The sequence below is a fragment of the Erythrobacter sp. S57(2025) genome (genome assembly GCF_057365055.1).
Genome location: NZ_CP200299.1, coordinates 877723 through 901154, shown reverse-complemented (window position 1 = coordinate 901154; position 23432 = coordinate 877723). Strand labels below are relative to the sequence as shown.

The window sequence follows — 23432 nt, the reverse complement described above, 5'->3', positions numbered from 1 at the left end:
CAATTCATCTCAGACCAACCGGGCACATCAAAAAATGCCGTCATTGTCCTCAATCGTGTTGTTGGCGTCCTCCGCCAACCGGTAAAGCACTTCTGCGCGGATATTAATGTCGAGCTGGATCACAATCGGCTCATCAGGGGCTGTGACCTGAATGCAGCCTGCCAGTCCCCAAGCCGCCCCAATGACGGCTCCCATCCGCATAACCATATTACGCCCCTTGCCTTTGCTTATTCGCTTTGTGGCAAGACCACTCAATCTGGTCAATTTCAGCTGTTTCATGGCAGATCATCGCTTTCTGAAGGTTGAACGGCGGGTTCATCGCGCCGGTCAGCATCGTAAATAATGGTATCGGGCGCAGGTTCGGGCGGATCGGGTTCAACCGGAATACGCTCCAAGGTTTCAATCCCCAGCAATTCCCGGTCGAAATCATCGGCAAAGATGGTTGGGTCAAACAGGCCGCGCGTAATCTTTGCCAGAGTGAAGAAATTGTCCGAGCGCACATTGATCTTGAACCGGATCGGCAGTTTGGCGAGTTCTCGGGTGACAAAATTGCGACTTGCCCCCTCGCCCTGACGCACACCGTCAATGTTGAAATTGGTGAGGATTTCGCCTGCCAGCGATCCGTTCAGCTCAATGCTCATCTGGTTGTAATCGAGCGAGCGGAGCGTTTGGAACGCGTAATTCGCCATTGCGCCCATATCTTCATAGGTCAGCTCACCGACATAGGCGACATTGCCACCCGGCGCGCGTGAGATCAGCAGGCCGCCTTGGATAAAGCCATCGCCCTCAGGATCGAAATAGATCGGGACCGTGCCATCAAACGTGCCCGTCGCGCCCAGATTGCTCATTTCCATCTGCGCGATGAAGGTCGCGGCATCCAGTGCGATCATCTCAAAAATGTAGCTCTGCCCTTGCCTGCCTCCAAACACGGCGGTTGTCGGACGCAGGATCAACTCGCCTCCCATAAAGGGCCAGCGCCCGTCATGGACGGTAAGCGTGGTGCCCTCAGTCAGAGAAAATACAACCTCGCCGGCGAGCGCCTCAATTCCCGGATTGACCGAGGCAATTGTGATCTTTTGTTCGGGCGCGGTTGTGAGAGCGAGAAGATCGGTAAATCGCACCTCGCCCTTAACCCCGCGCACTGGGCCAAAGGCGGCGGCAAAGTCGAAATTGTCGGTGCGGAACGTGCCGGAGCTGTTGATCGTGTCCGCGGTCCAATCAATCCGCCCTTGCCCCGTGACCAATCCATCGGCGAGCGCGATAAAGCCGGTCGCAAGCTCGCTCAATTGATCGGGCTGGAGGTTGTCCGAGAACCGCAAGCCGGGAACATTGATGTCCGCGCTGCCGATGGCGTCGGACAGATCATGGCGCACATAGACCGTGGTGACGAGCGTTCCTGAGGCCGGGTGGCGCAGGTCTGCTGCGGCGCGAACAATATTGTCCTCAAGCGTCAGCACCGCCCCTTGCGCGATGAGCGGATTGAAGCGCGGCAAAGCGTCGATTGTGGGGTCAGGCCGCTCGCTCACGATGAAAGCGCCCTCGCCAATTGTCAGAACGCTGTCTTGGTAAGCCCAACTGCCGCCCAAATCTGCCAGATCGAGCGGAACGGCATCGGTGGCAGCTGTGCCCCCTTCGAATGTCCCGCCAATTTCCTCACCCAATTGGCCTGTAAGAGAGCTTGCAGACAACCGCACTGCGCTCTCTTCCGGGCCAATCACCGCTTGCAGCGCGTCGATAGCGAAAGGACCGGGATAGCGCAGGACCACGCCATCTGCGGAAATATTGGTCCGCGTTCCTGCAAGCTCGCCTGAAAGTTCCAATCCTCGTGTTTGCGCGGCGAGTGTGAACGTGTCGCTGTAGCTCGCAATCGACTGCCCATTGAGCGGGCAAAGCGTCAGCGTTCTGTCCTCCAGCGCGAGGTCATAGGCGTTGAGCCCTGCAAGCCGGAGCGGTGTGCAGCGTGTGCCGATGGCAAGGCCGGAATTGGGTGCAAAGCGCCCTTCCAATGGCAGTTCAATCGCTCGCACAGACCCGCCTGGAATGGCCCCACCTGCGCGAACAATCCCGTCAAACGTGTAGGTGCCCCCGCGCGATTGGCGCACCGACAGGCGCGGAATGGCGAGCCAGTCTGATCCTTCTCGATATTCCTGCATGGCAAGGCGAATTGCAAAACCATCGCCCACTACCTGATCAACTCGCCCATTGATTAGCGGCATATCACGGCCACCGGTCAGCACATTGCCAACCAGCCGGTTGCCCCTGCTCGAATAGCTCACCCTGTTCAGCGCCAGCACAGTCTCGCCTTCGCCTGAACGAAGCCTTGCCTCTGGAATGATAACATTGGTGATGCCGTCATTGATGCGCAGGGTCGCGTTCGCTGACATTGCGCCTTGTGAAAGCGAGGTGGATAGGCCGCGCTCCAGCTTGTCTAGCAACCCTGCTGCCATTGTCCCTGCCGCGCCTTCCTTCAGGCTCGCGAGCGCATCGTTGTCCCCGAGTGCGAGCTGCGCGCCCTCGCCGCCCGCTTCGACCTCCCAATCGACCTGCGCAAAGTTCTGGCTGGAGCGCAATGTGCCGCCAAGTTCCACATCGGCGATATTCAGCGGAGCCGCCTCAAGGCCACTCCCGGACAGATCATGCCGCAAGGTGAGATCGCCAAAATCCTCCTCGCCAAGTCGCAGAGTAAAGCGGCTGTCGCCGCCGAGACTTGCCAAAGCTGCGTCGCCATAGCTTACGGCTTCAATGTCAGGCGTCACATTCCCGTCAATTGACGTGAAATCATCCGCGAGTGTCAGAACGACGCCAAGGTCAGCTTTGGCCAAAACGGCACCGGCACAGGACACATCACTTAGCCGGACTGGCCCATCGAAATTTGCCTCGCCGCCATTCGTTGTAAGCGCGCCGTAGATGGTTGCATCTTGCGCTGCGCAATCCTCAATCCCGATACCCGGCGCGGTCGCTGCCAAAGTTCCTTCAAACCCGTCATCAAGAGGGCCTTCCCCATCAAGCTTTGCGCCGATCACGCCATAGCCGCTCTCAATACGAGCGCGGCCATCGACGACGGCCAAGTTGAGCGCAGGCAGACCGGGCGGTTCCTCGCTTTCCGCGTAGATCAGAGGGTCGAGCGCGCCAAAACTGAGCGCGCCATCTCGCATCGCTCCATAGAGCCTTGGACTTTCCAGCGTCACGCGGCCAATTTCTGGCGACCCGAATGTGTAGGCAATGTCGACGATTACGCGTTCAGCGGTGAAATCGGGCGCTTCTGCATCGCCAATTACGAGATTGCGGATGATCTGGCTTTGCGTGCCGATGCTCTCAATCTCGTAGGTCGCCTCAAGGCCGTTTTGCGCAAGCGCATCGTCGATCATGTTGCCCGCGATCTGCTCTCGGCTCATCCACACCACTGCAAGGGCCAGCAGAACCAGAGCAAGCACCATAAACAGGATGCGCCAAGTCCAGCTTTGCGGCCACAGCTTTAGTTCACGCGAAGCGCGCTCATCTCGGGTATCGAATGTGGGCTCAGCCTGCGCCATTATCCTCGTCTCTTGCGCGCAAGCCTTTCCAAAGGCAATGTGATGCGCGGGGATGATCCCCTTTTAAAAACAGTGGTGAGGCGCAGATTGCCACAGTCTGAAGACAGTTTCGATTTCGGCAGCGATGAAGCGAGCCGTGCAACCGGTGAGCCTGCGCCCTCAGATGGGGGCCGGAATGCAGGCCAGAATGCAGGGAAGCACGCAGGCAAAGGCCACCGCGCGCGGCTGCGTGAGCGGCTGCTGAAAGGCGGCGCGGAGGCGCTGGCCGATTACGAAGTGCTCGAATACCTGCTGTTTGCCGCGATCAAGCAGGGCGATACCAAGCCGGTTGCCAAGGCTCTGATTGAAAGGTTCGGATCGCTTGCAGGGGCGTTGAACGCTGACCCTGCGGCTCTGCAACGGGTTAAAGGCGTGGGCGAAACCAGTGCTGCCGCACTGAAAGCCACCGCCATTGCCGCCCGGCGCATGGCTCGCAATGAAGTCACGGCAAAACCGGTGCTTGGATCATGGCAGGGGCTGATCGACTATCTCACGACAGATATGGCGCATCTTACGGTGGAGCGCGTGCGGGTGCTGTATCTCGATGCCAAGAACCGACTGATCGACGATCACCATGTTGGCGATGGCTCGATCGACGAGGCCGCGATCCATCCGCGCGAAGTCATCCGCCGAGCGATGGATGTGGGCGCATCAGCGCTCATACTCGTCCACAATCACCCCAGCGGCAGCCCAGAGCCAAGCCGCGCGGATATTCAGATCACGCAAAAGATAGCGGAGGCTGGGCGGTTGCTCGGCGTAACCTTGCACGACCATGTTATCGTGGGGCGCGAAGGCCATGTGAGCATGCGCGCGAAAGGGCTGATTTAGACCTGCTTCTCAGTGATGAGCCGCACGCCGGAATGTTGCGCGAAGAAGTTCCACGCCCAGTTCACCACCACCGTCACGCGGTTGCGCGCTCCCGTCAGGAAGCCGACATGGACAAGGCCCCAAAGCCACCATGCGAGTGCTCCTGAAAGCTTGAACGCGCCGAAGTCTGCAACCGCTGACTTGCGTCCAATCGTCGCGAGGCTTCCCTGGTGTTTGTAAACGAATGGACCGGGGCAAGGTTTGCCAAGCAGCTCCGCTTCCACCAACCGCGAGACATAGGCGCCCGCTTGCTTGGCCGCAGGAGCAAGCCCGGGGACAGGATTGCCGTCCCACGCATTACTTCCCGCCGTGTCTCCAATCGCGAAAATATCGGAAATCGGCTCGCCGTCCGCGCCAATGACGCGCATTCGCTCATTCACTTCGACCCGCCCTGCCCTGTCGGTCTTGGCGCCCAGCCACTTGCCCGCCGGAGACGCCGCAACGCCAGCGGCCCATAGGACGGTTTCCGTTGGGATTGTCGTTTCATCGCCGATACAGACATGCGCTTCGGCAATCTCTGTAACGCGCCCGCCCGTGCGGATTTCAACGCCAAGTTTTTCCAGCGACGCGGCGGCCTCTTCGGATAGCTTTTCCGGGAAAGCGGGCAAGATGCGCGGGCCTGATTGCACGAGAATTACCCGCGCGCTTGCGGGATCAATGGTACGGAATTCGCGCTCCACACTCACTTTCGCAAGCTCTGCAATGGCGCCTGCCAATTCCACACCTGTCGGACCCGCACCGACGATAACGAACGTCAGCAAGCGTTTGATCCGCTCAGGATCGCCAGAGGCTTCTGCTTCTTCGAAAGCGTTGAGGATTGAGGCGCGCACCGCAACACCGTCTTCAATAGTTTTAAGGCCCGGAGCATATGGGCCCCATTCGTCTTTGCCGAAATAGGAATGGGTCGCCCCTGTCGCGAGCACGAGCTGGTCGTAGTTTAGCTCATGCCCATCGCCATAGGTCAGTACCTTCGCATCAGCATCAATGCCCCGCACTTCGCCCTTCAATACGCGCACATTGCCGTCTCCTTTGAAGAGGCTTCGGATGGGCGTTGCGATGTCAGCGGGGTTCAACGTCGCGGTGGCAATTTGATAGAGCAGCGGCTGGAACAAGTGATAATTGCGCTTGTCTATGAGGGTGATGCGCACGGGCAAACGCTTAAGCCGCTCAACCGCCGCCAGCCCTCCAAAGCCCGCTCCCACCACAACCACATGCGGCCAGCGGTCAGGGATTTCGGAATAATCGCGGTCGAACAGAATGTTTTTCTCAAGCCAGCCAAGGATCGCGCGGTCGACGGAGAACACCCCTGCCCCCTTCGCCTCATAGATGGCGAGGAACAGGAACGGGAAAAACGTCACATTGGGATGCGCGCCTGCAATCATGAATGCAGCGATCAGGAAGAACAGGCCATAGGACACAATCACCGCGCCAAAGCCGGTAAAGAAGAATGCGGCCACTACCAGCGCCAGCCAATCGGGAAACCCAGAAAAGATCGTGGTCGGCAGCCATGTGAGCACCGCAACCGGAGGCTCGATCACATCGGCATAGGCCAGCAATGTCATGCCCATCCATAGACGCAGCAGCGCCATGATGATCGGGGCGAGCTTTTCGCGAGACCACTCCCAAGCAAGGATCGTGGGGCGCGCAAACGGCAAGGCAGAGGATTTCATGCCTGAGGCAAGCACGCGGTCGAGTGAAAACGTGGCAGGTCCATGCACCACATACCAAATCAGCATCGCGCTCACGATCAGGTTCGTGGTCGTAGGGATATAGACCGCTTGGCTCACCATCGTCAGCGCAGCCATCGCGAGCGCGGCCGGACGCGTCATAAAGCCTGCAATCAATAGCACCGGCCCAACCAACTCAATCGCAAGCCCAAAACTCGCGGCGGTCACAGGTTCCATAAAGCTGACCGGATATTCATTGGTCGCGAGCAACACCGCAACGTCCCAATCCGCCGCCTTCACAAGGCCGGAGCGAAGGAACCACATGCCGATAAAGAACCGTGTGAGCAGATCGGTGAACGGCCAAAACGTCTCGGTTCCGTCCAAGTACCATTTCGACCAGCGCCTTAGCGTGACCCGCACAAAGGGTGAGTAACGCTCTTCCTGCAGCTTTTGAGCAGGCGCAGGCGGGCGGGCATGCTCGGTATCGGCCATGCTGGTCATTGATTGTTCCTCCTGCCCACCCATTCGCGAAGGCCGCGATCGGGGTTACATTGGAAGAGGCATAATCACGGGGAAAGCCCGCACACACCCAGCCTCTCCCCCTTGCCAAGCGCGCGTCGTCAGCATAGCCGCGCCATTGAAGAACACCAGTCACCTCGCAAGAAAGAGCCTACCGCCATGGTCCCCCGTTATGCCCGCCCCGAAATGTCTGCCCTGTGGGAGCCGGAGGCGAAGTTTCGCATCTGGTTTGAGATTGAGGCGCATGCGACGCAAAAGCTGGGCGAAATGGGCGTGGTTCCGACCTCTGCTGGTAAGGCATTGTGGGATTGGTGGGCGACCAACCCAACCATTGACGTAGAGGCTATCGACGCGATTGAAGCCGTTACCAAGCACGACGTAATCGCATTCCTGACTTGGGTGGCAGAGCAAGTGGGTGATGAGGCCCGCTTCATGCACCAAGGTATGACCTCCTCTGACGTGCTCGACACGACTTTGGCAGTTCAGCTGGCGCGGGCCACTGACATTTTGATGGCCGACCTTGATGCCCTTTGCGCAGCGATCAAAACCCGCGCTGAGGAGCACAAATATACGCCAACCATCGGGCGCAGCCACGGGATTCATGCAGAGCCTGTGACCTTCGGCCTAAAACTTGCCCAAGCCTATGCCGAATTTGATCGCTGCCGTGACCGACTTGCCGCCGCGCGCAAGGAAATTGCGACCTGCGCGGTTTCTGGCGCGGTGGGTACGTTTGCGAATATTGACCCTGAGGTTGAAGCCTATGTGGCTGAGCAGCTTGGACTGACGCCAGAACCCGTCAGCACGCAGGTGATACCGCGCGATCGGCACGCAATGTACTTTTCCACCCTCGCCGTGATTGCGGGCTCGATTGAGCGTCTTGCGGTTGAAGTTCGCCATTTGCAGCGCACCGAAGTACTTGAGGCCGAAGAATTCTTCTCCAAGGGGCAGAAGGGTTCGAGTGCGATGCCGCATAAGCGTAACCCTATCCTCACCGAAAACCTGACAGGCCAAGCGCGCATGATCCGCGCCTACGCCCTCCCCGCGCTAGAAAACGTGGCGCTGTGGCATGAACGCGATATTTCGCATTCTTCGGTAGAGCGCTTCATCGGGCCGGATGCGACTATCACGCTCGACTTCGCTCTCGCCCGGCTGACCGGTGTGGTTGAGAAATTGCTGGTCTATCCTGATCGGATGCAGGCAAACTTGGATAGCATGGGCGGGCTTGTTCACTCGCAGCGCGTTTTGCTCGCACTCACCCAAGCAGGAGTCAGCCGCGAAGACGCCTATCGCCTTGTTCAGCGCAACGCGATGAAGGTTTGGGAATTGAATGGCGCGCTTTCGCTGCTCGAACTTCTCAAAGACGATGAAGAGGTGACAGCCGCACTGTCTGATGCCGAACTCGAAGAGAAATTCGACCTCGAATATCACTTCAAACATGTCGATACGATTTTCGCGCGGGTCTTCGGTTGATCGCGTCAAACTAGACTCGCGTCAGAAAAACCCTAACTTCGGCGAAGAACACCAAAAGGGGTCTCATACGTGCAGATTGTCCGCACCATCATTTGGGTTTTGATCCTATTCGGGATCCTCACCTTCTCTTTCTTCAATTGGGAGCCTGTGGAGGTGAACCTGTGGGAGAACCTTGTGCTGGAAACCAAGGTTCCAGTGCTGGTCGTCACCGCGTTCCTGCTCGGCATTGTGCCGATGTGGCTGTATCATCGCAGCACCAAATGGAGCCTGAGCCGCCGTATCCGCAGCCTGGAGGCATCGATCAAATCCTCAGCGCTTGCGCAGCGGCATGAACCGTCGGCGTCATCGGCCCCTGTGCATAAGCCCGTGGATAGGCCTGCGGACAAACCTGCGGAGAGCGCGGCAAAAGCTGGGGATACCCTCGCTCCAACAAGCGACACGTCCTCATGAGCAATCCCGTTTATCTCGCGCTTGACGTTCCCCAGATTGAGCCTGCCAAGGCGCTGATCAATAAGGTGAAAGCGCATATTGGCGGGATCAAGATGGGACTGGAGTTCTATTGCGCTCATGGGCCCCACGGCGTGCATGAGATCGCGCATATGGGTCTACCGATATTCCTCGACCTCAAATTCCACGACATCCCCAACACTGTCGCAGGCGCGATGCAGGCGGTGCATGTCTATGAGCCCAAAATCGTCACCGTCCACGCCTCTGGCGGGCGGGCAATGATGGAAGATGCGAAGGCCGCCGCGGCTGAAGGATGCAAAGTCGTCGCCGTCACCATGCTCACCAGCTTGGACGAGCGCGATCTTAAACAAGCAGGCGTTGAAGGCACCCCGCATGACCATGTGATGCGCCTTGCAGAATTGGCGCACACGTCAGGCCTCGATGGGATTGTGTGTTCGGGTCAGGAAGTGGGCGAAGTGCGCAAGCAATGGAAAGACGGCTTTTTCGTTGTACCCGGCCTACGCCCCGCAGGCTCCAAAACCGGCGACCAAAAACGCACCGTAACCCCGCGCCAGGCGCGCGATGATGGCGCAAGCGTGCTGGTAATAGGCCGCCCGATCAGCCGCGCAGACGATCCGGAGGCTGCTGCAAGGGCGATTGAGGCGACGCTTTAGTGAATGATATTCAGTATTTTGTGACTGGAGCTCTACTCGCAGCAATAATGGCGAGCGTCGCGTATTGGTCACATTTTCGTTGGAGACCCTTGGCTCGCCTCGCGCTAGCTCTTGCCCCGTTTATTGTCGTGACTTTAGCTTTGGCGGTCGCCGCGGCTCTTGGCCCCAATCATCCATGGAATTGGGCCGGGGCGCATCAGGTCACGCTGCTTGAGTTCATAGCGGTCATGGCATTCGCACTCGGGCTTTTTTGGACTGGCGGGTTCTTGCTGGGATTTCTTGCTAGAGTTTGGACCAGTCCGATGAGGACGTAGAGTGGACGCCGCTATGTTTTTTCGCAGCGCCTCACTCAGCAAGCTCTTCCTGAACCTCTTCCTCCACCGCATCATCGGCGAACAGTTCCGAATCCACGTTCCAGCCGACCAACCGCATATCGTCGCCTGAGCCAATGAAGGTGTAGGTCTCTTCCCCCTCACCATTGGCGAACTGGGTTGTCATCGTGACGGTGGTGAAATTGTCGCCATTGTTCGAATTGATGTTGAAGCCTGCGCGCTCGCTGCTTTCGATCGTGCCCATTTTGACGGTCACATATTCGACCAGCTCGTCCATCTGCTGCGGCGTGGTGATTTCGCGAAATTCTGGCGCCGTCTGCCCATAAAGCGCGCGCGCATCGCCTCCATTATAGGTCGCCTGGAAACGCTGAACCTTTTGCTCGGCCACATCCAATTGCTCCATGGGATTGCAGGCTGAAAGCAGCAACGCGGAAAGGAAAATGGCGACGGTTTTGCGTTGCATGAAAAAGCCTCTTTGTTTGCAAACTTCTGCTGACCGTCATCGAAATTTTGTCAAAGCGCAAGCCATTCGCTTTCTAGAACGGTAACTTGGGTTTAGAGCGAACTCATGACCAATCTTGCCACGCCAAATCTGCCCTCTGGTGATTTTGCCCTTACTGAGGCGTTCTACGCACAGTTGGGCTTTGAATGCAGCTATCGCGACACGGGTTGGATGATTTTGCATCTGGGTCCGAAAGACAATCGCATTGTACTGGAATTCTTCCCTTTCCCAGACCTTGATCCTGCGCAAAGCTCTTTCAGTTGCTGTCTTCGCCTCGATGATTTAGCGGCCATGATGGATAGGCTGGAGGTGAGTGATATACCGTGCGCAACGCATGGCATTCCTCGCTTTCACCGCGCAAAACCTGAGGCGAGCGGTCTAACGATTGGATACTTAAACGATTGTGATGGATCGCTCATTCGGCTCATCCAGAACGATTGAGCCTTGCGACTAGGAAAAGTGATAGAACTTTCAAATGCTGATTAAGATTTGCGGCCTCTCGACCCCTGAAACCATTGCTGCTGCGGCGGATGCGGGGGCGAGCCATATTGGCCTTGTCCATTTCGAAAAAAGCCCGCGCCATGTGAGCCTTGAGCGCGCGGCGGAATTGCGCGCCGCTGTGCCCGCTGGGGTAAAGACGGTGCTGCTGCTGGTGAATGCCGAGGTGGAACTGACAAGTCTCGCGCTCGGAACAGTCAAGCCTGACGTGCTGCAACTCCACGGACGCGAGACCCCGGAATGGGCGGCTCTCTTGCGCAACAAGGCCAAGATCGAGGTCTGGAAAGCGGTCGGCGTGCGGAGCGCAGAAACGCTTGAGAAAGCACGCCGATACGAAGGCAGCGTGGACCGCATCCTTTACGACGCCCCTCCGCCAGAAAAAGCCACTTTGCCCGGCGGCAATGGCGTCGGCTTTGATTGGAGCGTCCTGAAAGGCCACCAGCACGGCGTCGATTGGGGACTTGCTGGCGGGCTAACCGCAGACACCGTCGCTGATGCGATCCGCACTACGGGAGCGCCCTTGGTCGATGCCTCATCCGGCCTTGAAAGCGCGCCGGGTATCAAGGACGTGGACAAGATCGCCGCCTTCTGTAAAGCGGCCAATTCCCTATGACAGAACAACCCAATTCCTTCCGCAACGGCCCCGATGATCGCGGCCATTTTGGCGATTTCGGCGGACGCTATGTCGCTGAAACCCTGATGCCGCTGATCCTTGATCTGGAGCGTGAATATCGCGCCGCTCAGGCAGACCCCGCGTTTCAGGCAGAGTTTGACGACCTGCTTGAGCATTACGTGGGCCGCCCCTCCCCGCTTTACTTTGCGGAGCGCCTGACGGAATCGCTTGGCGGAGCGCAGGTCTGGTTCAAGCGTGATGAGCTGAACCACACCGGCGCACACAAGATCAACAATTGCATCGGGCAAATCCTGCTCGCCAAACGCATGGGCAAGACGCGCATTATCGCGGAGACTGGCGCCGGCCAGCACGGCGTTGCCACCGCGACCGTTTGCGCGCGGTTTGGCCTGCCTTGCGTCATCTATATGGGCGCAGAGGATGTCGCGCGGCAATCGCCCAATGTGTTCCGCATGAAACTGCTCGGCGCAGAAGTCGTGCCCGTGACCAGCGGCGGCGCGACGCTGAAAGACGCCATGAACGAAGGGCTGCGCGATTGGGTCGCGAACGTCCACGACACATTCTATATTATCGGCACCGCGGCTGGCCCGCACCCTTACCCAGAGATGGTGCGCAATTTCCAAAGCGTGATCGGCACCGAAGCGCGCGCGCAAATGCTCGCTCGCGCCGGACGCCTTCCCGACCTGCTGATCGCATGTATCGGCGGCGGGTCGAACGCGCTGGGCCTGTTCCACCCCTTCCTCGACGATCCGGACGTGAAAATGCTCGGTGTTGAAGCGGCGGGCCATGGACTAGATGGCGATGAGCATGCGGCAAGCTTGCTAGGCGGCGCGCCCGGCGTGCTCCACGGCAACAAGACCTATTTGCTGCAAGACGAAGACGGCCAGATCACCGAAGGCCACTCGATCAGCGCCGGCCTCGACTATCCCGGCATCGGCCCCGAACACGCCTGGCTGAAAGAAAGCGGCCGGGTCGAATACACCGCCGTCACTGACGAAGAAGCACTTGAAGGCTTCCAAATGCTCTGCCGCACTGAAGGGATAATCCCAGCGCTAGAACCATCCCACGCCCTCGCCGCCGTCGCCAAGCGCGCCAAGGAAATGCGCGAGGATGAGATCATTTTGATGAATCTGTGCGGGCGCGGCGACAAGGACATCTTCACCGTGGCTGAAAAGCTTGGGGTGGAGATGTGAAGTATGAATGAAACCTCTTCAACTAGAGGCCTCATTTGGGTTGTAATCGCCCCATGCTTGGTGGCGACAACCGCGTGTTCCTCGCCGGAACCTGATCAGCCTGCTGCACCAACGGTCACGGTCGACTCAAATCTCGAGACTGAAGTCCAGGTACTTGATGATGGCCGCGTTAGGTTCGATATTGAAACAACGATACCACTGCCCGTCGAGGTGATGATTGGAGTGTCACTGAAAGGACAAGCTCCCGACGATGTTTATATCGGATATTCTGAGAAGTTTCGCATCGAGAATGCTAGTTCATCATTTGTCTTGAACACCCGTTTGGCAAAGGATGCACTTCCGGATGGTGACTATGAAGCTGAAGTAACATTTTATCCGCGATGGGGTGCAGAAAACGGAAATCCCGAAGCAAGATCACTACGGCAGATCCAAGCTAAGTCAGAGATCACCCTCAATGGAACCGGCGTAGACCGATCATCAGCAGAACGTAAGAATGAGCTCCAACGATGGGTGATGCTCAACTTAGAAATGAACATGGAGTGGAACCGTGAGACTTATGAAGAAAAACTCGGACAAGCAGTGAAAGGCCCCTCGACCTTGTCCCATCTTCATGACGCTTACTATTTCCCAGAAGCAGACGTGACCTTGTTGGTAAACCGGCTCAAGAACGAAATGACCGTTTGGCGACTGGGTGATGTAACCGAGTAGCTTTCAAATATCCTCCCCTTTCGCCACTCTTACTAGCCCCCTTTCCTACCCCGCCTATCCTGTGCCATGGGCCACACATGAATTCCGCCCAAGCGCCTCGTTCAACCTCGCCAATACGGCACCAGATATCGCCGAAACTTTTCCGCTCAGGACCGTGTAACATGCGGTCCATGTCTCCGCTCTCTAGCTTACGAAAATGACCAGTTTGACCCGAATAGCCAACGCCTTTGCAAAGCCGCATGCCGCCTTCGTCGCCTTCATCACTGCGGGTGATGGGGACACGGCTGCCAATCTCGACGCTCTGGTTGCGGGCGGGGCGGATGTGATTGAGCTGGGGATGCCGTTTACCGATCCGATGGCGGATGGTCATGCGATCCAGGCGGCGAACCTGCGTAGCCTTGGCGCTGGCACGACTACGGCTGATGTGCTGCAAATTGCATTCGAGTTTCGCGAAAGGCACCCTGACGTGCCGCTGGTCTTAATGGGCTATGCCAATCCCATGATCCGGCGCGGGCCTGAATGGTTCGCCAATGCGGCAAAAGGTGCTGGCGTTGACGGCGTGATCTGCGTCGACATTCCCCCTGAAGAGGACGATGCGCTTGGACCCGCTTTGCGCGAGGTCAGCATTGCGCCCATCCGCTTGGCCACTCCCACCACTGATGCTGCGCGTTTGCCGCAAGTGCTCGAAGGCTCGGCTGGCTTCCTCTACTACGTGTCCGTTGCAGGAGTCACAGGCCTACAGCAAGCAGCGCAAGGCTCCATCGAAGCTGCCGTTAGCGCGCTCAAAGCCGCCACCGATCTGCCGGTCGCAGTCGGCTTTGGCGTGCGCACCCCGGAACAAGCCGCCGCTATCGCAAGCCATGCCGATGGGGTCGTGGTCGGCTCCGCATTCGTCGATCTGGTCGGCGAATTTGGCAAAGAGGCGCCTGCCAAGCTACAAGAGCTAACCGCCAATATGGTCGCCGCAATGAAAGATACGTCCCAATGAGCTGGTTCAACCGCGTCCGCAATTCGCTGGGCTTCAACGCTGACAAGAAGACGACAGAGAAAGACCTCTGGATCAAATGCGCGAACTGTCAGGAAATGCTCTTCGTTGCTGAGTATGAAGAGAACGCCTCTGTTTGCCACAAATGCGGGCATCATGGGCGTATCGGAGCAGACGTGCGCCTCTCTCTGCTGCTGGACCCTGGCTATGACGTGCTTGAGCAGCCTGAGGTCACTGAGGATCCGCTGAAGTTCAAGGATTCCAAGAAGTATACGGATCGCCTGAAAGCCGCGCGCGAAAAGAGCCCGCATCGCGATGCGTTCGTGGTCGGCTCTGGCACGATTGAGGGGCACGATGCCGTGATCGGCGTGCAGGACTTCACCTTTATGGGCGGGTCTATGGGCATGGCCGTGGGCATGGCGTTCTGCGCCGGTGCCGAGCGCGCTCTGGCCCGCAAATGTCCCTATGTCGTGGTGACGGCGGCGGGTGGTGCTCGCATGCAGGAGGGCATTCTCAGCCTCATGCAGATGCCGCGTGCGACGGTGATGACACGGCGTTTGAAGGCCGCTGGCCTGCCATACATCGTGGTGCTGACAGATCCGACCACTGGCGGCGTTACGGCCAGCTATGCGATGCTAGGCGATATCCACATTGCAGAGCCCGGCGCGCTGATTGGCTTTGCAGGCCAACGGGTCATTCAGGACACGATTCGCGAGCAGTTGCCCGATGGCTTCCAGCGGGCAGAGTACCTGCATAAGCACGGCATGGTCGATATGGTCGTGACCCGGCATGAGTTAAAGGGCACCCTTGCCCAAGTGCTCGAATACATGCAGCCTTCGCAAGCAGCCTGAGCGCCCTTTCCAATACCATGCGGGATATGGGTCAATCCGATGATCCGCGCGTACAGGCGCAGCTGGATCGGTTAAGCGTCATGAGCATTCAGCGCGATACGCTGGGGCTGGATGCGATCCGCGAGCTGCTACACCGTTTGGGCGACCCGCATAAGCGCCTGCCGCCTGTGTTCCATGTTGCAGGGACCAATGGCAAAGGCTCAACCTGCGCGTTCCTGCGCGCTATGCTGGAGGCGCAAGGATACCGCGTCCACACCACCACCTCCCCGCATCTAGTGCGCTATAATGAGCGGTTTCGGGTCGCAGGCAAGCTGATCGAGGATGCGCGGCTTGCTGACCTGCTCGAAGAGGTTTTCGATGCTGCCGAAGGGCTTGGATGCAGCTTCTTCGAAATCACTATCGCCGCCGCCTTCACCGAATTCGCCCGAGTGTCCGCCGATGCTTGCGTGGTGGAAGTGGGCCTTGGTGGCAGGTTGGATGCGACCAATGTGCTGGAGCCTGACGTGCTGGCCGCCTGCGGGATCGCCGCGCTGGGCATCGATCACGAGAAGTTCCTGCTTGCTCCCGAAGAAGGCGTGCCTGTTGAACCAATGGCGCGGATTGGGTTTGAGAAGGCGGGGATTGCTAAGGCAGGTGTGCCGTTGGTGACGATGGAACAGCATTGCTATCCCCCTGAAGCGAACCAAGCGATGTCCGAAGTCGCAGCCAATGCCGGTTCAAGGCTGGTGACCGAATTCAAGCACGGCTTCGTAGACCAAATTGGTGCAGTTCTGTGTGATCTGAATTACCATGAGACACTGCTTCATCTGGGTCTCGCGGGGCAGCATCAACACCGCAACGCGGCTCTAGCTGTGGCGATGCTCACTGAGCAATCAAAGGTCAGCATATCGCATGATGCTATCATCACGGGGGCCTCGAAAGCCTCTTGGCCCGCCCGCATGCAAACGCTTTCGCCCGGTCCGCTTACAGCGTTTGCCTCAGACCAAAAGGTGATCCTTGATGGTGGTCACAATGCCAGCGCAGGAGCTGCCATTGCGCAGAGCTTCGAAGGCCCAATTCACCTCGTGCTAGGGATGCTCGACAACAAAGACCCCAGCTCCTTTGTCGGACCCTTTGGCGACCGCATCCGCAGCCTAACCATCGTGCCAGTGCCCAATCACGACGCGCATCCCGCCTCCGCCTTCAGCCCTCAGGCAAAGGCTGCTTCGGACCTTGAGGAAGCGTTGCTCAACGTCCCCTCAGACGGCCTCCCCATCCTCATCGCGGGCTCACTCTACCTCGCCGGCGAAGCGCTTAAGTTGAATGATGAGGTGCCGGTTTAGGGCTCGTCTGGAGCGGGTTCTTTGCCCGCTGTGCCCATCGCTTCATCGACTAGCCCTGTGCGCATCATCCACCAAAACAAAATGATCCCGGGAACGGCGAGCACTGTGGTTAAAATGTAGAAATTCACATAGCCGACGCCCTCGATAAGAGAGCCCGCCGTCGTGCCCGTCAAAAGGCGTCCGACAATGCTCGCACCCGCGCTGATCAAGGCATATTGCGAGGCGGTAAAGCGCAGGTCGCATAGCGCCGAGAAATAGGCGACTACCACCACACCGCCATAGCCACTGGCGAAGTTCTCAAACCCAATCGCGGCCGCCATGCCGAAATTGGAATGACCCAATGCCGCCAGCCCTGCAAAGCTCAAGTTTGAGATCGCCATCAGGACTAGTGCAATCAAAACTGACTTCTTCAAGCCCAATTTCGCGTATATGATACCGCCGACAAAAACGCCGATGATCAGCGCCCAAAAGCCAACACCCACGTCGTAAATCGCGATCTCATCATTGGTATAACCAAGATCCTCGAACAACAGGCGCAAGGTCAGGTTTGCAAGCGTATCGCCGATCTTGTGGACGACGATAAAGAGCAGAACCAGCCAAGCACCATTACGGCTGAGAAATTCGATGAATGGATCTGCAATTGCGCGCGCCTTTTGCGTGATGCTCGTGCGTTCAGCCGGTGGGCGATGGCGCGGTGGCTCACCCAAAAACACTGCCGTAAGCATCGCTGGAAGCGCGAATACTGAACACGCCATATAGGCCATAGTCCAGTCGGTCCGCGCCGCAACCACAAGAGCCAAAGCGCCAGCACCCGCCGCACCGATCCGCCAGCCATATTGGCTCATGCCTGAGCCAACACCCAGCTGATACGGCTTCAGCGTCTCAATGCGATAGGCATCAATGATGATGTCAAAGGTCGCGCCGGCTGCACCCAACATGATGGCGGAAACCGCGACCCATGCGATATCCTCCTTGGGATCGGCCAAAGCGAGGTTGAACACCGCTGCGATCACCAAAATGCCGACCACAATCATCCATGAAACGCGCAGGCCAAGTCGGCCAATGACCGGAAGCTTCACCGAGTCGACGATCCACGCCCACATCCATTTGAAATTGTAGCTGAGGAAGACCAGCGTAAACGCGGTAACGGTCGATTTCTCGATACCATCCTGCGCCAATCGCGTTGTCAGCGTTGCCGCGAGTAAAGCAAAGGGAAAACCCGACGATACGCCGAGGAAGAACGCTGCGAGCGATTCCTTCTCCAGATAAGGTTTGATCGAACCCAATAAGCCGCGCTCTTGCGCTGTTTCGGCTTCGCTCATTTAACCCGTCCCTTTTCGCTGATCCCAGTTTTATGGCACACTAGCCCCGGAGACGAGGATTAGGGAAGCCGCGATGAACGTGAGCACTACAGATTTACCCCATTTGCGAGCAACAGCCGGCCAAATTGCTTTGGCGGAGGCAATTCGTGATGGACGCGCGCGCGATGCGGACAGTGTGGGGAGCGTTCCTGCCAGCCGCTACACCGATCCAGAGCACTTTGAGCGCGAGAAAGTGGCTTTGTTTGAACGGCTGCCGCAGGTGCTTGCCCCATCCGCTCTATTGCCTGAGCCCGGAATGGCGGTTCCGCATGACCAGACAGGCCGTCCCCTGCTGATCACCCGCGATGCGGATGGCCGAGCGCATGTGTTCCTTAATGTCTGCCGCCACCGGGGCACACGTCTTGTTGAGGGCGAGGATGTCCAATGTGCCAAGCGTCTTGTGTGCCCCTATCACGCCTGGACCTACAAGCTGGATGGCAAGCTCCTCGCCCTGCCCCGGCCTGAGACGTTTCCTCGCCTGGACAAAAGCGAACATGGCCTTGTCGAACTGCCGAGTCTGGAAGCGGGCGGGTTGATCTGGTTTTCACCCAACGCAGAGGCGGACTTCACCGATGCGGCCAAGGTCGGCGAAGATTTCACCGCTTTCGGAATGCTTGATGCGCATCTTTTCCGGCGCAAGACCCACACGGTTAAAGGCAATTGGAAGCTCATCATGGATGCCTTCCTCGAAAGCTATCATGTGACACGCCTCCATGCCGACACGATTGGACCGTTTTTCAAAGACGGCGTGACCGCAGGCGACAGCATTGGGCCGCATTTGCGCTCCGCTGTTGGGCGGCTCGAAGAGATGGAGGGGTTGGACCTTGGCGATATGAGCGTCATGCGCAAACTCGTGACCTTCGCTTATCAGCTACTGCCCGGAACCGTGATTGTGCCCAGCCCGGACTATGTGAATGTCATGGTGTTGATGCCTCAGGCGCATAATCTGACATTGGTTGAGGATTTCATGCTGATCCCAGAAGAGCCAAAGACAGACAAAGCGCGCGACCATTGGGAGCGCAGCTGGAACTTGTTGGATGGCGGGGTCTTTGCCAGCGAAGACTTCCGCGCAGCTGAGCTTGGTCAGCAGGGGCTGGAGAGCGGCGCGATTACCGATCTCACGCTTGGCAAGTTGGAAGGCGGGATCGTGCGGTTTGATGCGATTGTGCAGGAGCACTTGCGGGCCGCCAATTGAGGGCCTAGGCGCGCATCCATGCCCACAAACCCCGCCAAATCCGCAGATCGCCCCGAAGGCGACCGTATCGCCAAACTGCTAGCCCGCGCGGGCGTTGCCAGCAGGCGTGAGATTGAGCGGATGATTGCCGATGGGCGCATCACTTTGAATGGCAAACAGGTCGAAACCCCTGCAACCTTTCTCACATCCTTGCGCGGTGTCAGTGTGGATGGAAAGCCTGTTGGCCCGCCAGAGCCAACTCAGCTTTATGCCTTCCACAAACCAACCGGCCTGATCACTGCCGAAAGCGACCCTGCAGGCCGTGCGACAATCTATGATGCGCTGGTGAATGCGCTGCCCAGAGACGCGCCGCGCGTGATGCCTATCGGGCGGCTTGACCTCAACACCGAAGGGCTGCTGCTGCTCACCAATGATGGCGGGCTAAAGCGCACAATGGAGCTACCAGCGAGCGGCATTCCGCGCACCTATCGCGCCCGCGCTTTTGGCGACGTGACGCAGGAACAGCTTGAAGCGCTGGCAGACGGCGTGGAGATTGATGGGATGCGCTATGGCTCTATCGACGCTAATCTTGAGCGCGGGACAACCAAGGGCGGCGCGCGCAATCAGTGGATCGAGATGACCATTACAGAGGGCAAGAACCGCGAAGTGCGGCGGGTGCTCGAGTATTTAGGCCTTGAGGTAAACCGATTGATCCGCGTGGGGTATGGCCCGTTTAACCTCGGTGATTTGCCGCGTGGACAAGCGACCCGCATTCGCAAAGGCGACCTTGATCGCTTCGTCAGCTCAGTCAAACAGGCGCGCAAATCGTGAGAATTATCGCTGGTGAATGGCGCGGGCGGAAACTCACTGCTCCCAAAGGCGACGCAACGCGCCCAACCGCAGATCGCACGCGCGAGACTTTGTTCTCAATGCTCACCAGCAGGCTGGGCAGTTTTGAGGATTTGCGCGTCGCTGATCTGTTCGCAGGCTCAGGCGCGCTTGGATTGGAGGCGCTCTCTCGCGGCGCTGCGCATTGCCTTTTCGTAGAGCAGGAGCGCGCCGCACTGGATACGATCCGCGCCAATATCAGCGCATTCGATGCTCGAGAGCGGACGGCTATCGAGGCAGGCTCTGTCATGCATTTGCGGCCTGCACGTGAAGCCTATGACCTCATTCTGCTAGACCCGCCCTATCACACAGGCGCTGGCGAAGTGGCGCTTGACCGGTTGCAGCGGCTCGGTTGGATGAGTGATGCGACTTGGATTGCGATGGAAACAGCGTTCAATGAGGAACCCGAGATAAAGGGCCTGCGCGTTGAAACAACGCGTCGCATAGGCAAGGGCAGGCTCACGCTGCTTCTTCGCGAACCTGCCCCTACCGACGCGCTAGACTAAGTCTTAGGACTGACCGAAGACCCAGCTCCCGAAGGAGCCATCAGGCGCGTACTTCCCGCGTGACCACCCTGCCACGGGAGAAATTGGGAGAAAGTTTGAGCTCTTGGCTCAACCCTCTCCAGAAGAAGCGGCTGCACCGCCTTCGATGTTCAGCCACACGGCGTCTCTTTCTGGACCAGTCATGGCTGTAAGGGCGATTTTGTCTTCATCGCTTAGGCGCCAGAACAGCATCTGACGATCCGCGGTAAGCGACCAATAATAAGCCTTCGTCTCGGCTGGCCACAGCTCATAGGCTGTTTGCTGCTCGACCGGCCAACTGTCGAATTCAGCCTGTTGCTCAGGTGTCATTTCAGAGCCGGATGGTGCGGATGCAGCGGGCTCTTCGCTGGGGCCTTCTTGTAGGGTGAGTGCGGCTCCTGGTGCTGCGGTAACAAAACCGAGGGTGACGGCAGCGACGCCGAAGAGGTAGAAATGGGATTTACGCATGGGATACTCCTTTGTGACCAATCCCAAGCGTTGACGAACGCGGCGAATGTGTCCGGAGAATTCCCCGAAGTGTCTTCTGCGACCCGGACACCATTGTGATGACAGGGTTTTGTGCACTTGCGAACCGTTGCTCAGCCCCTGCGCCGCGCATCCAGACCGCCTGATCGCGAGGCGTTTCCAAAATGAGATGGATCGAAAATGACGCTATTTATGGGGACGGGTTCGCGCTGAGAGGGTGCATGGCCTATATGAATGTGCGACATTGCCTTTCCAACGTTTGTTCTCTACTTGTTCTGGACTGATGACCTCCAACTTGCCCCTCCCCGCCAGCGAAGCGCCGCTTGATGCTCCCAATAATGGTGGTGCCCCAACAAAATCGGGCGTGCCCGCCTATGCCGCGCGGCTAAACGCGCCGCAGCGTGATGCTGTGCTTACGACGGAAGGCCCGGTGCTGATGCTTGCGGGCGCTGGTACAGGCAAAACGGCAGCGCTCACCGCCCGCCTTGCGCATTTGGTGGCGACCCGGCGCGCTTGGCCAAGCGAAATTCTATGCGTCACCTTCACCAACAAAGCCGCGCGCGAAATGCGCGAACGGGTTGCAGGGCATTTGGGCGCTCCGGGCGAAGGGATGCCGTGGCTCGGCACATTCCATTCGATTTGCGCGAAGATGCTGCGCCGCCATGCGGAACTCGCTGGCCTGCAAAGCAATTACACGATCATTGACACCGATGATCAGCTGCGACTGCTCAAGCAACTGATCAACGATAATGATCTGGACGAAAAACGCTGGCCTGCGCGCCAGCTCGCCGGGTTGATTGATGGCTGGAAGAACCGCGGGCTAAATCCGGCTGAGCTGCAACCACAAGATGCGGAAAGCTATGCCAATGGTCAGGGCGCGGAGATTTACAAGCAATATCAGGATCGAATGAAGGCGCTCAATGCCTGCGATTTCGGCGATCTGATGCTGCATGTCCTCAACATCTTCCGCGCGCATAGTGACGTACTGGCCGAGTATCAAAATCGGTTCAAATATGTACTGGTGGACGAATATCAGGACACCAATGCCGTCCAATATCTATGGCTGCGCCTGCTTGCTCAAACGCGCAAAAATATCTGCGTTGTCGGCGATGATGATCAGTCGATCTATTCATGGCGCGGTGCAGAGGTTGCCAATATCCTGCGGTTTGAAAAAGATTTCCCCGGCGCACATGTGGTCCGCCTCGAGCAGAACTATCGCTCTACCCCGCATATTCTTGGCGCTGCATCGGGTCTGATCCGCGCCAATTCTGAACGGCATGAGAAAACTCTTTGGACCGAGGTTGATGGCGGCGACAAAGTCCGCGTGATCGGTGTGTGGGATGCGCCTGAGGAGGCGCGTCGTGTTGGTGAGGAAATTGAGCGGCTAGAGCGTGAAGGCGCGCCGCTAGATCGGGTCGCCATCCTCGTACGCGCGCAATATCAGACGCGTGAGTTCGAAGATCGCTTTATCCAGACCGGCATCAATTACCGGATCATTGGCGGCTTTCGCTTTTATGAGCGGGCCGAAATTCGCGATGCCCTCGCCTATCTGCGCGTGATTGCGCAGCCGCAGGATGACCTCGCCTTTGAACGGATTTACAACCAGCCAAAACGCGGGCTTGGCGCAAAGACGCTGGAAAAAATGCACCTGCACGCGCGCGCGGTGAACCTGCCACTGGCAGCGGCATCGCTCCAATTGGCTGATAGCGATGAACTGCCAGCGCGCGCCGCAAACACAATCGGCGGATTGCTGCGCCAATTCCTCAGCTGGCGTGAGGCAGAAGAAGCGATGTCGCCTGCCGACCTGCTGCGCCTTGTCCTCGATGAGAGCGGCTATAACGATATGCTCGCCAAAGATCGCTCACCAGAAAGCGCTGGACGGGCAGAAAACCTCTCCGAACTCGCTCGCGCGATGGAGGACTATGAGACCCTGGGCGACTTCCTCGAACATGTCTCTCTGGTGATGGACAATGACCGGGGCGATGACGAAGACACCGTCACGATTATGACCATCCACGCGGCCAAGGGGCTTGAGTTCGACCACGTCTTTTGCGTCGGATGGGAAGAAGGCGTGTTCCCATCACAGCGCGCAATCGATGAAGGCGGCCTGGCCTCTCTCGAAGAAGAGCGGCGGTTGGCTTATGTCGCGATCACGCGTGCACGCAGGCAGGCGATGATCCTCCACGCGGCAAACCGGCGCATCTATGGCCAATGGACGAGTTCCATCCCCTCGCGCTTTATCGAAGAGCTGCCTGAGGAACATATCGAGCAGGAATTGACCATGACCGGCGGCGCGTCGCTATGGCGGGCAAATTGGTCAGAAAACGAAGACCCCTTTGCCCATGTCGCACGCGACCGCCCAGACCGTGCCGAAGCGCGCGGCCCCGGATGGCGGCGCGCAATTTCAAGCGGTTATGAAACCCAGCAACAACGCGTTGCCGAACCCGGACGCAGCGCCGCGAGCTTCGCCGCCCCTGCCCGGTCCGATATCGCCATCGGCGCGATGGTGGAGCACAAGAAATTCGGCACAGGCTGCGTGATCGATCAGGAAGGCAACAAGCTCACCATCCAATTTGAAGAAGCCGGCGAGAAGCGCGTAATTGATAGCTTTGTGACAGTGATTGAGACCTAAATAGCGTCTTGAATAGCAGTCGTTTCCAATTATTCTCTCCTATCTCAGGAGGGATTTTATGCTTCGCACAGCGGTAGAGTGGATTGGCACACATCCCTTGGCTACGGGCCTGCTCGCCATAGTTGGTCT

General features: G+C 58.2%; 21 protein-coding genes. 15 read left to right on the top strand and 6 right to left on the bottom strand.

Features of this window, described 5'->3' with window-relative positions; genetic code table 11:
* Positions 1 to 27 precede the first annotated feature (27 nt).
* Both AC0V6N_RS04295 and AC0V6N_RS04290 read right to left on the bottom strand, forming a co-directional pair.
* Positions 28 to 279 (bottom strand): YnbE family lipoprotein, encoded by a 252-nt coding sequence (locus AC0V6N_RS04295; RefSeq protein WP_486170356.1) that lies wholly within the window; start codon positions 277 to 279, stop codon positions 28 to 30.
* The gene (locus AC0V6N_RS04290) at positions 276 to 3533 is read right to left on the bottom strand and encodes an intermembrane phospholipid transport protein YdbH family protein (RefSeq protein ID WP_486170355.1); all 3258 of its coding nucleotides are present in this window, start codon (positions 3531 to 3533) and stop codon (positions 276 to 278) included. Before AC0V6N_RS04290 ends, AC0V6N_RS04295 begins: the two co-directional genes overlap by 4 nt.
* An 87-nt stretch (positions 3534 to 3620) precedes the next feature.
* Here AC0V6N_RS04290 and radC point away from each other — a divergent pair, with 87 nt between their 5' ends.
* A complete protein-coding gene (radC, locus tag AC0V6N_RS04285; protein WP_486170354.1) occupies positions 3621 to 4400 on the top strand; it encodes a RadC family protein in 780 nt (259 codons plus the stop codon).
* Here radC and AC0V6N_RS04280 read toward each other — a convergent pair.
* On the bottom strand, positions 4397 to 6607 hold the full coding sequence (locus AC0V6N_RS04280; RefSeq protein ID WP_486170353.1) for an FAD-dependent oxidoreductase: 2211 nt from the start codon (positions 6605 to 6607) through the stop codon (positions 4397 to 4399). The genes radC and AC0V6N_RS04280 overlap by 4 nt on opposite strands.
* Before the next feature lie 177 nt (positions 6608 to 6784).
* Between AC0V6N_RS04280 and purB the strand changes: the two genes are divergently transcribed.
* The 3 genes from purB to pyrF all read left to right on the top strand — a co-directional run bounded on the left by purB (position 6785) and on the right by pyrF (position 9216).
* Positions 6785 to 8095, top strand: coding sequence for an adenylosuccinate lyase (purB, locus tag AC0V6N_RS04275; protein ID WP_486170352.1), 1311 nt, complete (start codon positions 6785 to 6787; stop codon positions 8093 to 8095).
* A gap of 69 nt (positions 8096 to 8164) precedes the next feature.
* Positions 8165 to 8545 carry a LapA family protein gene (locus AC0V6N_RS04270; RefSeq protein ID WP_486170351.1) on the top strand — a complete coding sequence of 127 codons (381 nt, stop codon included), beginning with the start codon at positions 8165 to 8167 and terminating at the stop codon, positions 8543 to 8545.
* On the top strand, positions 8542 to 9216 hold the full coding sequence (gene pyrF, locus AC0V6N_RS04265) for an orotidine-5'-phosphate decarboxylase (protein WP_486170350.1): 675 nt from the start codon (positions 8542 to 8544) through the stop codon (positions 9214 to 9216). Before AC0V6N_RS04270 ends, pyrF begins: the two co-directional genes overlap by 4 nt.
* 345 nt (positions 9217 to 9561) lie before the next feature.
* On the opposite strand, the gene AC0V6N_RS04260 is transcribed toward pyrF, so the two are convergent.
* Positions 9562 to 10011: a hypothetical protein gene (locus tag AC0V6N_RS04260; protein WP_486170349.1), complete on the bottom strand. Its 450-nt coding sequence runs from the start codon at positions 10009 to 10011 to the stop codon at positions 9562 to 9564.
* Between the two features lie 105 nt (positions 10012 to 10116).
* Between AC0V6N_RS04260 and AC0V6N_RS04255 the strand changes: the two genes are divergently transcribed.
* From AC0V6N_RS04255 to AC0V6N_RS04225, 7 genes are all read left to right on the top strand, one after another.
* The gene (locus tag AC0V6N_RS04255) at positions 10117 to 10491 is read left to right on the top strand and encodes a VOC family protein (RefSeq protein WP_486170348.1); all 375 of its coding nucleotides are present in this window, start codon (positions 10117 to 10119) and stop codon (positions 10489 to 10491) included.
* Positions 10492 to 10525: 34 nt separating this feature from the next.
* Positions 10526 to 11161 (top strand): phosphoribosylanthranilate isomerase, encoded by a 636-nt coding sequence (locus AC0V6N_RS04250; RefSeq protein WP_486170347.1) that lies wholly within the window; start codon positions 10526 to 10528, stop codon positions 11159 to 11161.
* On the top strand, positions 11158 to 12372 hold the full coding sequence (gene trpB, locus AC0V6N_RS04245; protein ID WP_486170346.1) for a tryptophan synthase subunit beta: 1215 nt from the start codon (positions 11158 to 11160) through the stop codon (positions 12370 to 12372). Before AC0V6N_RS04250 ends, trpB begins: the two co-directional genes overlap by 4 nt.
* A 3-nt stretch (positions 12373 to 12375) precedes the next feature.
* On the top strand, positions 12376 to 13080 hold the full coding sequence (locus tag AC0V6N_RS04240) for a hypothetical protein (protein WP_486170345.1): 705 nt from the start codon (positions 12376 to 12378) through the stop codon (positions 13078 to 13080).
* Positions 13081 to 13285: 205 nt separating this feature from the next.
* Positions 13286 to 14068, top strand: coding sequence for a tryptophan synthase subunit alpha (trpA, locus tag AC0V6N_RS04235; protein ID WP_486172419.1), 783 nt, complete (start codon positions 13286 to 13288; stop codon positions 14066 to 14068).
* On the top strand, positions 14065 to 14916 hold the full coding sequence (accD, locus tag AC0V6N_RS04230; protein ID WP_486170344.1) for an acetyl-CoA carboxylase, carboxyltransferase subunit beta: 852 nt from the start codon (positions 14065 to 14067) through the stop codon (positions 14914 to 14916). Before trpA ends, accD begins: the two co-directional genes overlap by 4 nt.
* Before the next feature lie 17 nt (positions 14917 to 14933).
* The gene (locus AC0V6N_RS04225; RefSeq protein ID WP_486170343.1) at positions 14934 to 16238 is read left to right on the top strand and encodes a bifunctional folylpolyglutamate synthase/dihydrofolate synthase; all 1305 of its coding nucleotides are present in this window, start codon (positions 14934 to 14936) and stop codon (positions 16236 to 16238) included.
* On the opposite strand, the gene AC0V6N_RS04220 is transcribed toward AC0V6N_RS04225, so the two are convergent.
* The gene (locus AC0V6N_RS04220) at positions 16235 to 17560 is read right to left on the bottom strand and encodes an AmpG family muropeptide MFS transporter (RefSeq protein ID WP_486170342.1); all 1326 of its coding nucleotides are present in this window, start codon (positions 17558 to 17560) and stop codon (positions 16235 to 16237) included. The two genes, AC0V6N_RS04225 and AC0V6N_RS04220, sit on opposite strands and share 4 nt — an antisense overlap.
* A 73-nt stretch (positions 17561 to 17633) precedes the next feature.
* Between AC0V6N_RS04220 and AC0V6N_RS04215 the strand changes: the two genes are divergently transcribed.
* From AC0V6N_RS04215 to rsmD, 3 genes are read left to right on the top strand one after another with little or no spacing between them, the layout of a single operon-like run.
* Positions 17634 to 18794, top strand: coding sequence for an aromatic ring-hydroxylating oxygenase subunit alpha (locus AC0V6N_RS04215; protein ID WP_486170341.1), 1161 nt, complete (start codon positions 17634 to 17636; stop codon positions 18792 to 18794).
* A gap of 18 nt (positions 18795 to 18812) precedes the next feature.
* Complete coding sequence (locus tag AC0V6N_RS04210) at positions 18813 to 19604, top strand: pseudouridine synthase (protein ID WP_486170340.1); 792 nt, start codon at positions 18813 to 18815, stop codon at positions 19602 to 19604.
* Positions 19601 to 20167 carry a 16S rRNA (guanine(966)-N(2))-methyltransferase RsmD gene (gene rsmD / locus AC0V6N_RS04205; RefSeq protein WP_486170339.1) on the top strand — a complete coding sequence of 189 codons (567 nt, stop codon included), beginning with the start codon at positions 19601 to 19603 and terminating at the stop codon, positions 20165 to 20167. The genes AC0V6N_RS04210 and rsmD overlap by 4 nt, the downstream gene beginning before the upstream one ends.
* Positions 20168 to 20275: 108 nt before the next feature.
* Here the strand turns inward: rsmD and AC0V6N_RS04200 are convergent, their stop codons facing one another.
* Positions 20276 to 20653, bottom strand: coding sequence for a hypothetical protein (locus tag AC0V6N_RS04200; protein ID WP_486170338.1), 378 nt, complete (start codon positions 20651 to 20653; stop codon positions 20276 to 20278).
* A gap of 301 nt (positions 20654 to 20954) precedes the next feature.
* On the opposite strand from AC0V6N_RS04200, the gene AC0V6N_RS04195 reads away from it, so the two are divergent.
* On the top strand, positions 20955 to 23303 hold the full coding sequence (locus tag AC0V6N_RS04195) for an ATP-dependent helicase (protein ID WP_486170337.1): 2349 nt from the start codon (positions 20955 to 20957) through the stop codon (positions 23301 to 23303).
* Positions 23304 to 23432: the final 129 nt, after the last annotated feature.

Coding starts and splice junctions, on each gene's coding strand:
- AC0V6N_RS04280 (WP_486170353.1), bottom strand. CDS start 6,607: ATGACCAGCATGGCCGATACCGAGCATGCCCGCCCGCCTGCGCCTGCT.
- AC0V6N_RS04215 (WP_486170341.1), top strand. CDS start 17,634: ATGAACGTGAGCACTACAGATTTACCCCATTTGCGAGCAACAGCCGGC.
- AC0V6N_RS04290 (WP_486170355.1), bottom strand. CDS start 3,533: ATGGCGCAGGCTGAGCCCACATTCGATACCCGAGATGAGCGCGCTTCG.
- AC0V6N_RS04210 (WP_486170340.1), top strand. CDS start 18,813: ATGCCCACAAACCCCGCCAAATCCGCAGATCGCCCCGAAGGCGACCGT.
- AC0V6N_RS04240 (WP_486170345.1), top strand. CDS start 12,376: ATGAATGAAACCTCTTCAACTAGAGGCCTCATTTGGGTTGTAATCGCC.
- AC0V6N_RS04295 (WP_486170356.1), bottom strand. CDS start 279: ATGAAACAGCTGAAATTGACCAGATTGAGTGGTCTTGCCACAAAGCGA.
- AC0V6N_RS04220 (WP_486170342.1), bottom strand. CDS start 17,560: ATGAGCGAAGCCGAAACAGCGCAAGAGCGCGGCTTATTGGGTTCGATC.
- pyrF (WP_486170350.1), top strand. CDS start 8,542: ATGAGCAATCCCGTTTATCTCGCGCTTGACGTTCCCCAGATTGAGCCT.
- AC0V6N_RS04200 (WP_486170338.1), bottom strand. CDS start 20,653: ATGCGTAAATCCCATTTCTACCTCTTCGGCGTCGCTGCCGTCACCCTC.
- AC0V6N_RS04255 (WP_486170348.1), top strand. CDS start 10,117: ATGACCAATCTTGCCACGCCAAATCTGCCCTCTGGTGATTTTGCCCTT.
- AC0V6N_RS04195 (WP_486170337.1), top strand. CDS start 20,955: ATGACCTCCAACTTGCCCCTCCCCGCCAGCGAAGCGCCGCTTGATGCT.
- accD (WP_486170344.1), top strand. CDS start 14,065: ATGAGCTGGTTCAACCGCGTCCGCAATTCGCTGGGCTTCAACGCTGAC.
- trpB (WP_486170346.1), top strand. CDS start 11,158: ATGACAGAACAACCCAATTCCTTCCGCAACGGCCCCGATGATCGCGGC.
- AC0V6N_RS04225 (WP_486170343.1), top strand. CDS start 14,934: ATGCGGGATATGGGTCAATCCGATGATCCGCGCGTACAGGCGCAGCTG.
- purB (WP_486170352.1), top strand. CDS start 6,785: ATGGTCCCCCGTTATGCCCGCCCCGAAATGTCTGCCCTGTGGGAGCCG.
- AC0V6N_RS04250 (WP_486170347.1), top strand. CDS start 10,526: ATGCTGATTAAGATTTGCGGCCTCTCGACCCCTGAAACCATTGCTGCT.
- AC0V6N_RS04260 (WP_486170349.1), bottom strand. CDS start 10,011: ATGCAACGCAAAACCGTCGCCATTTTCCTTTCCGCGTTGCTGCTTTCA.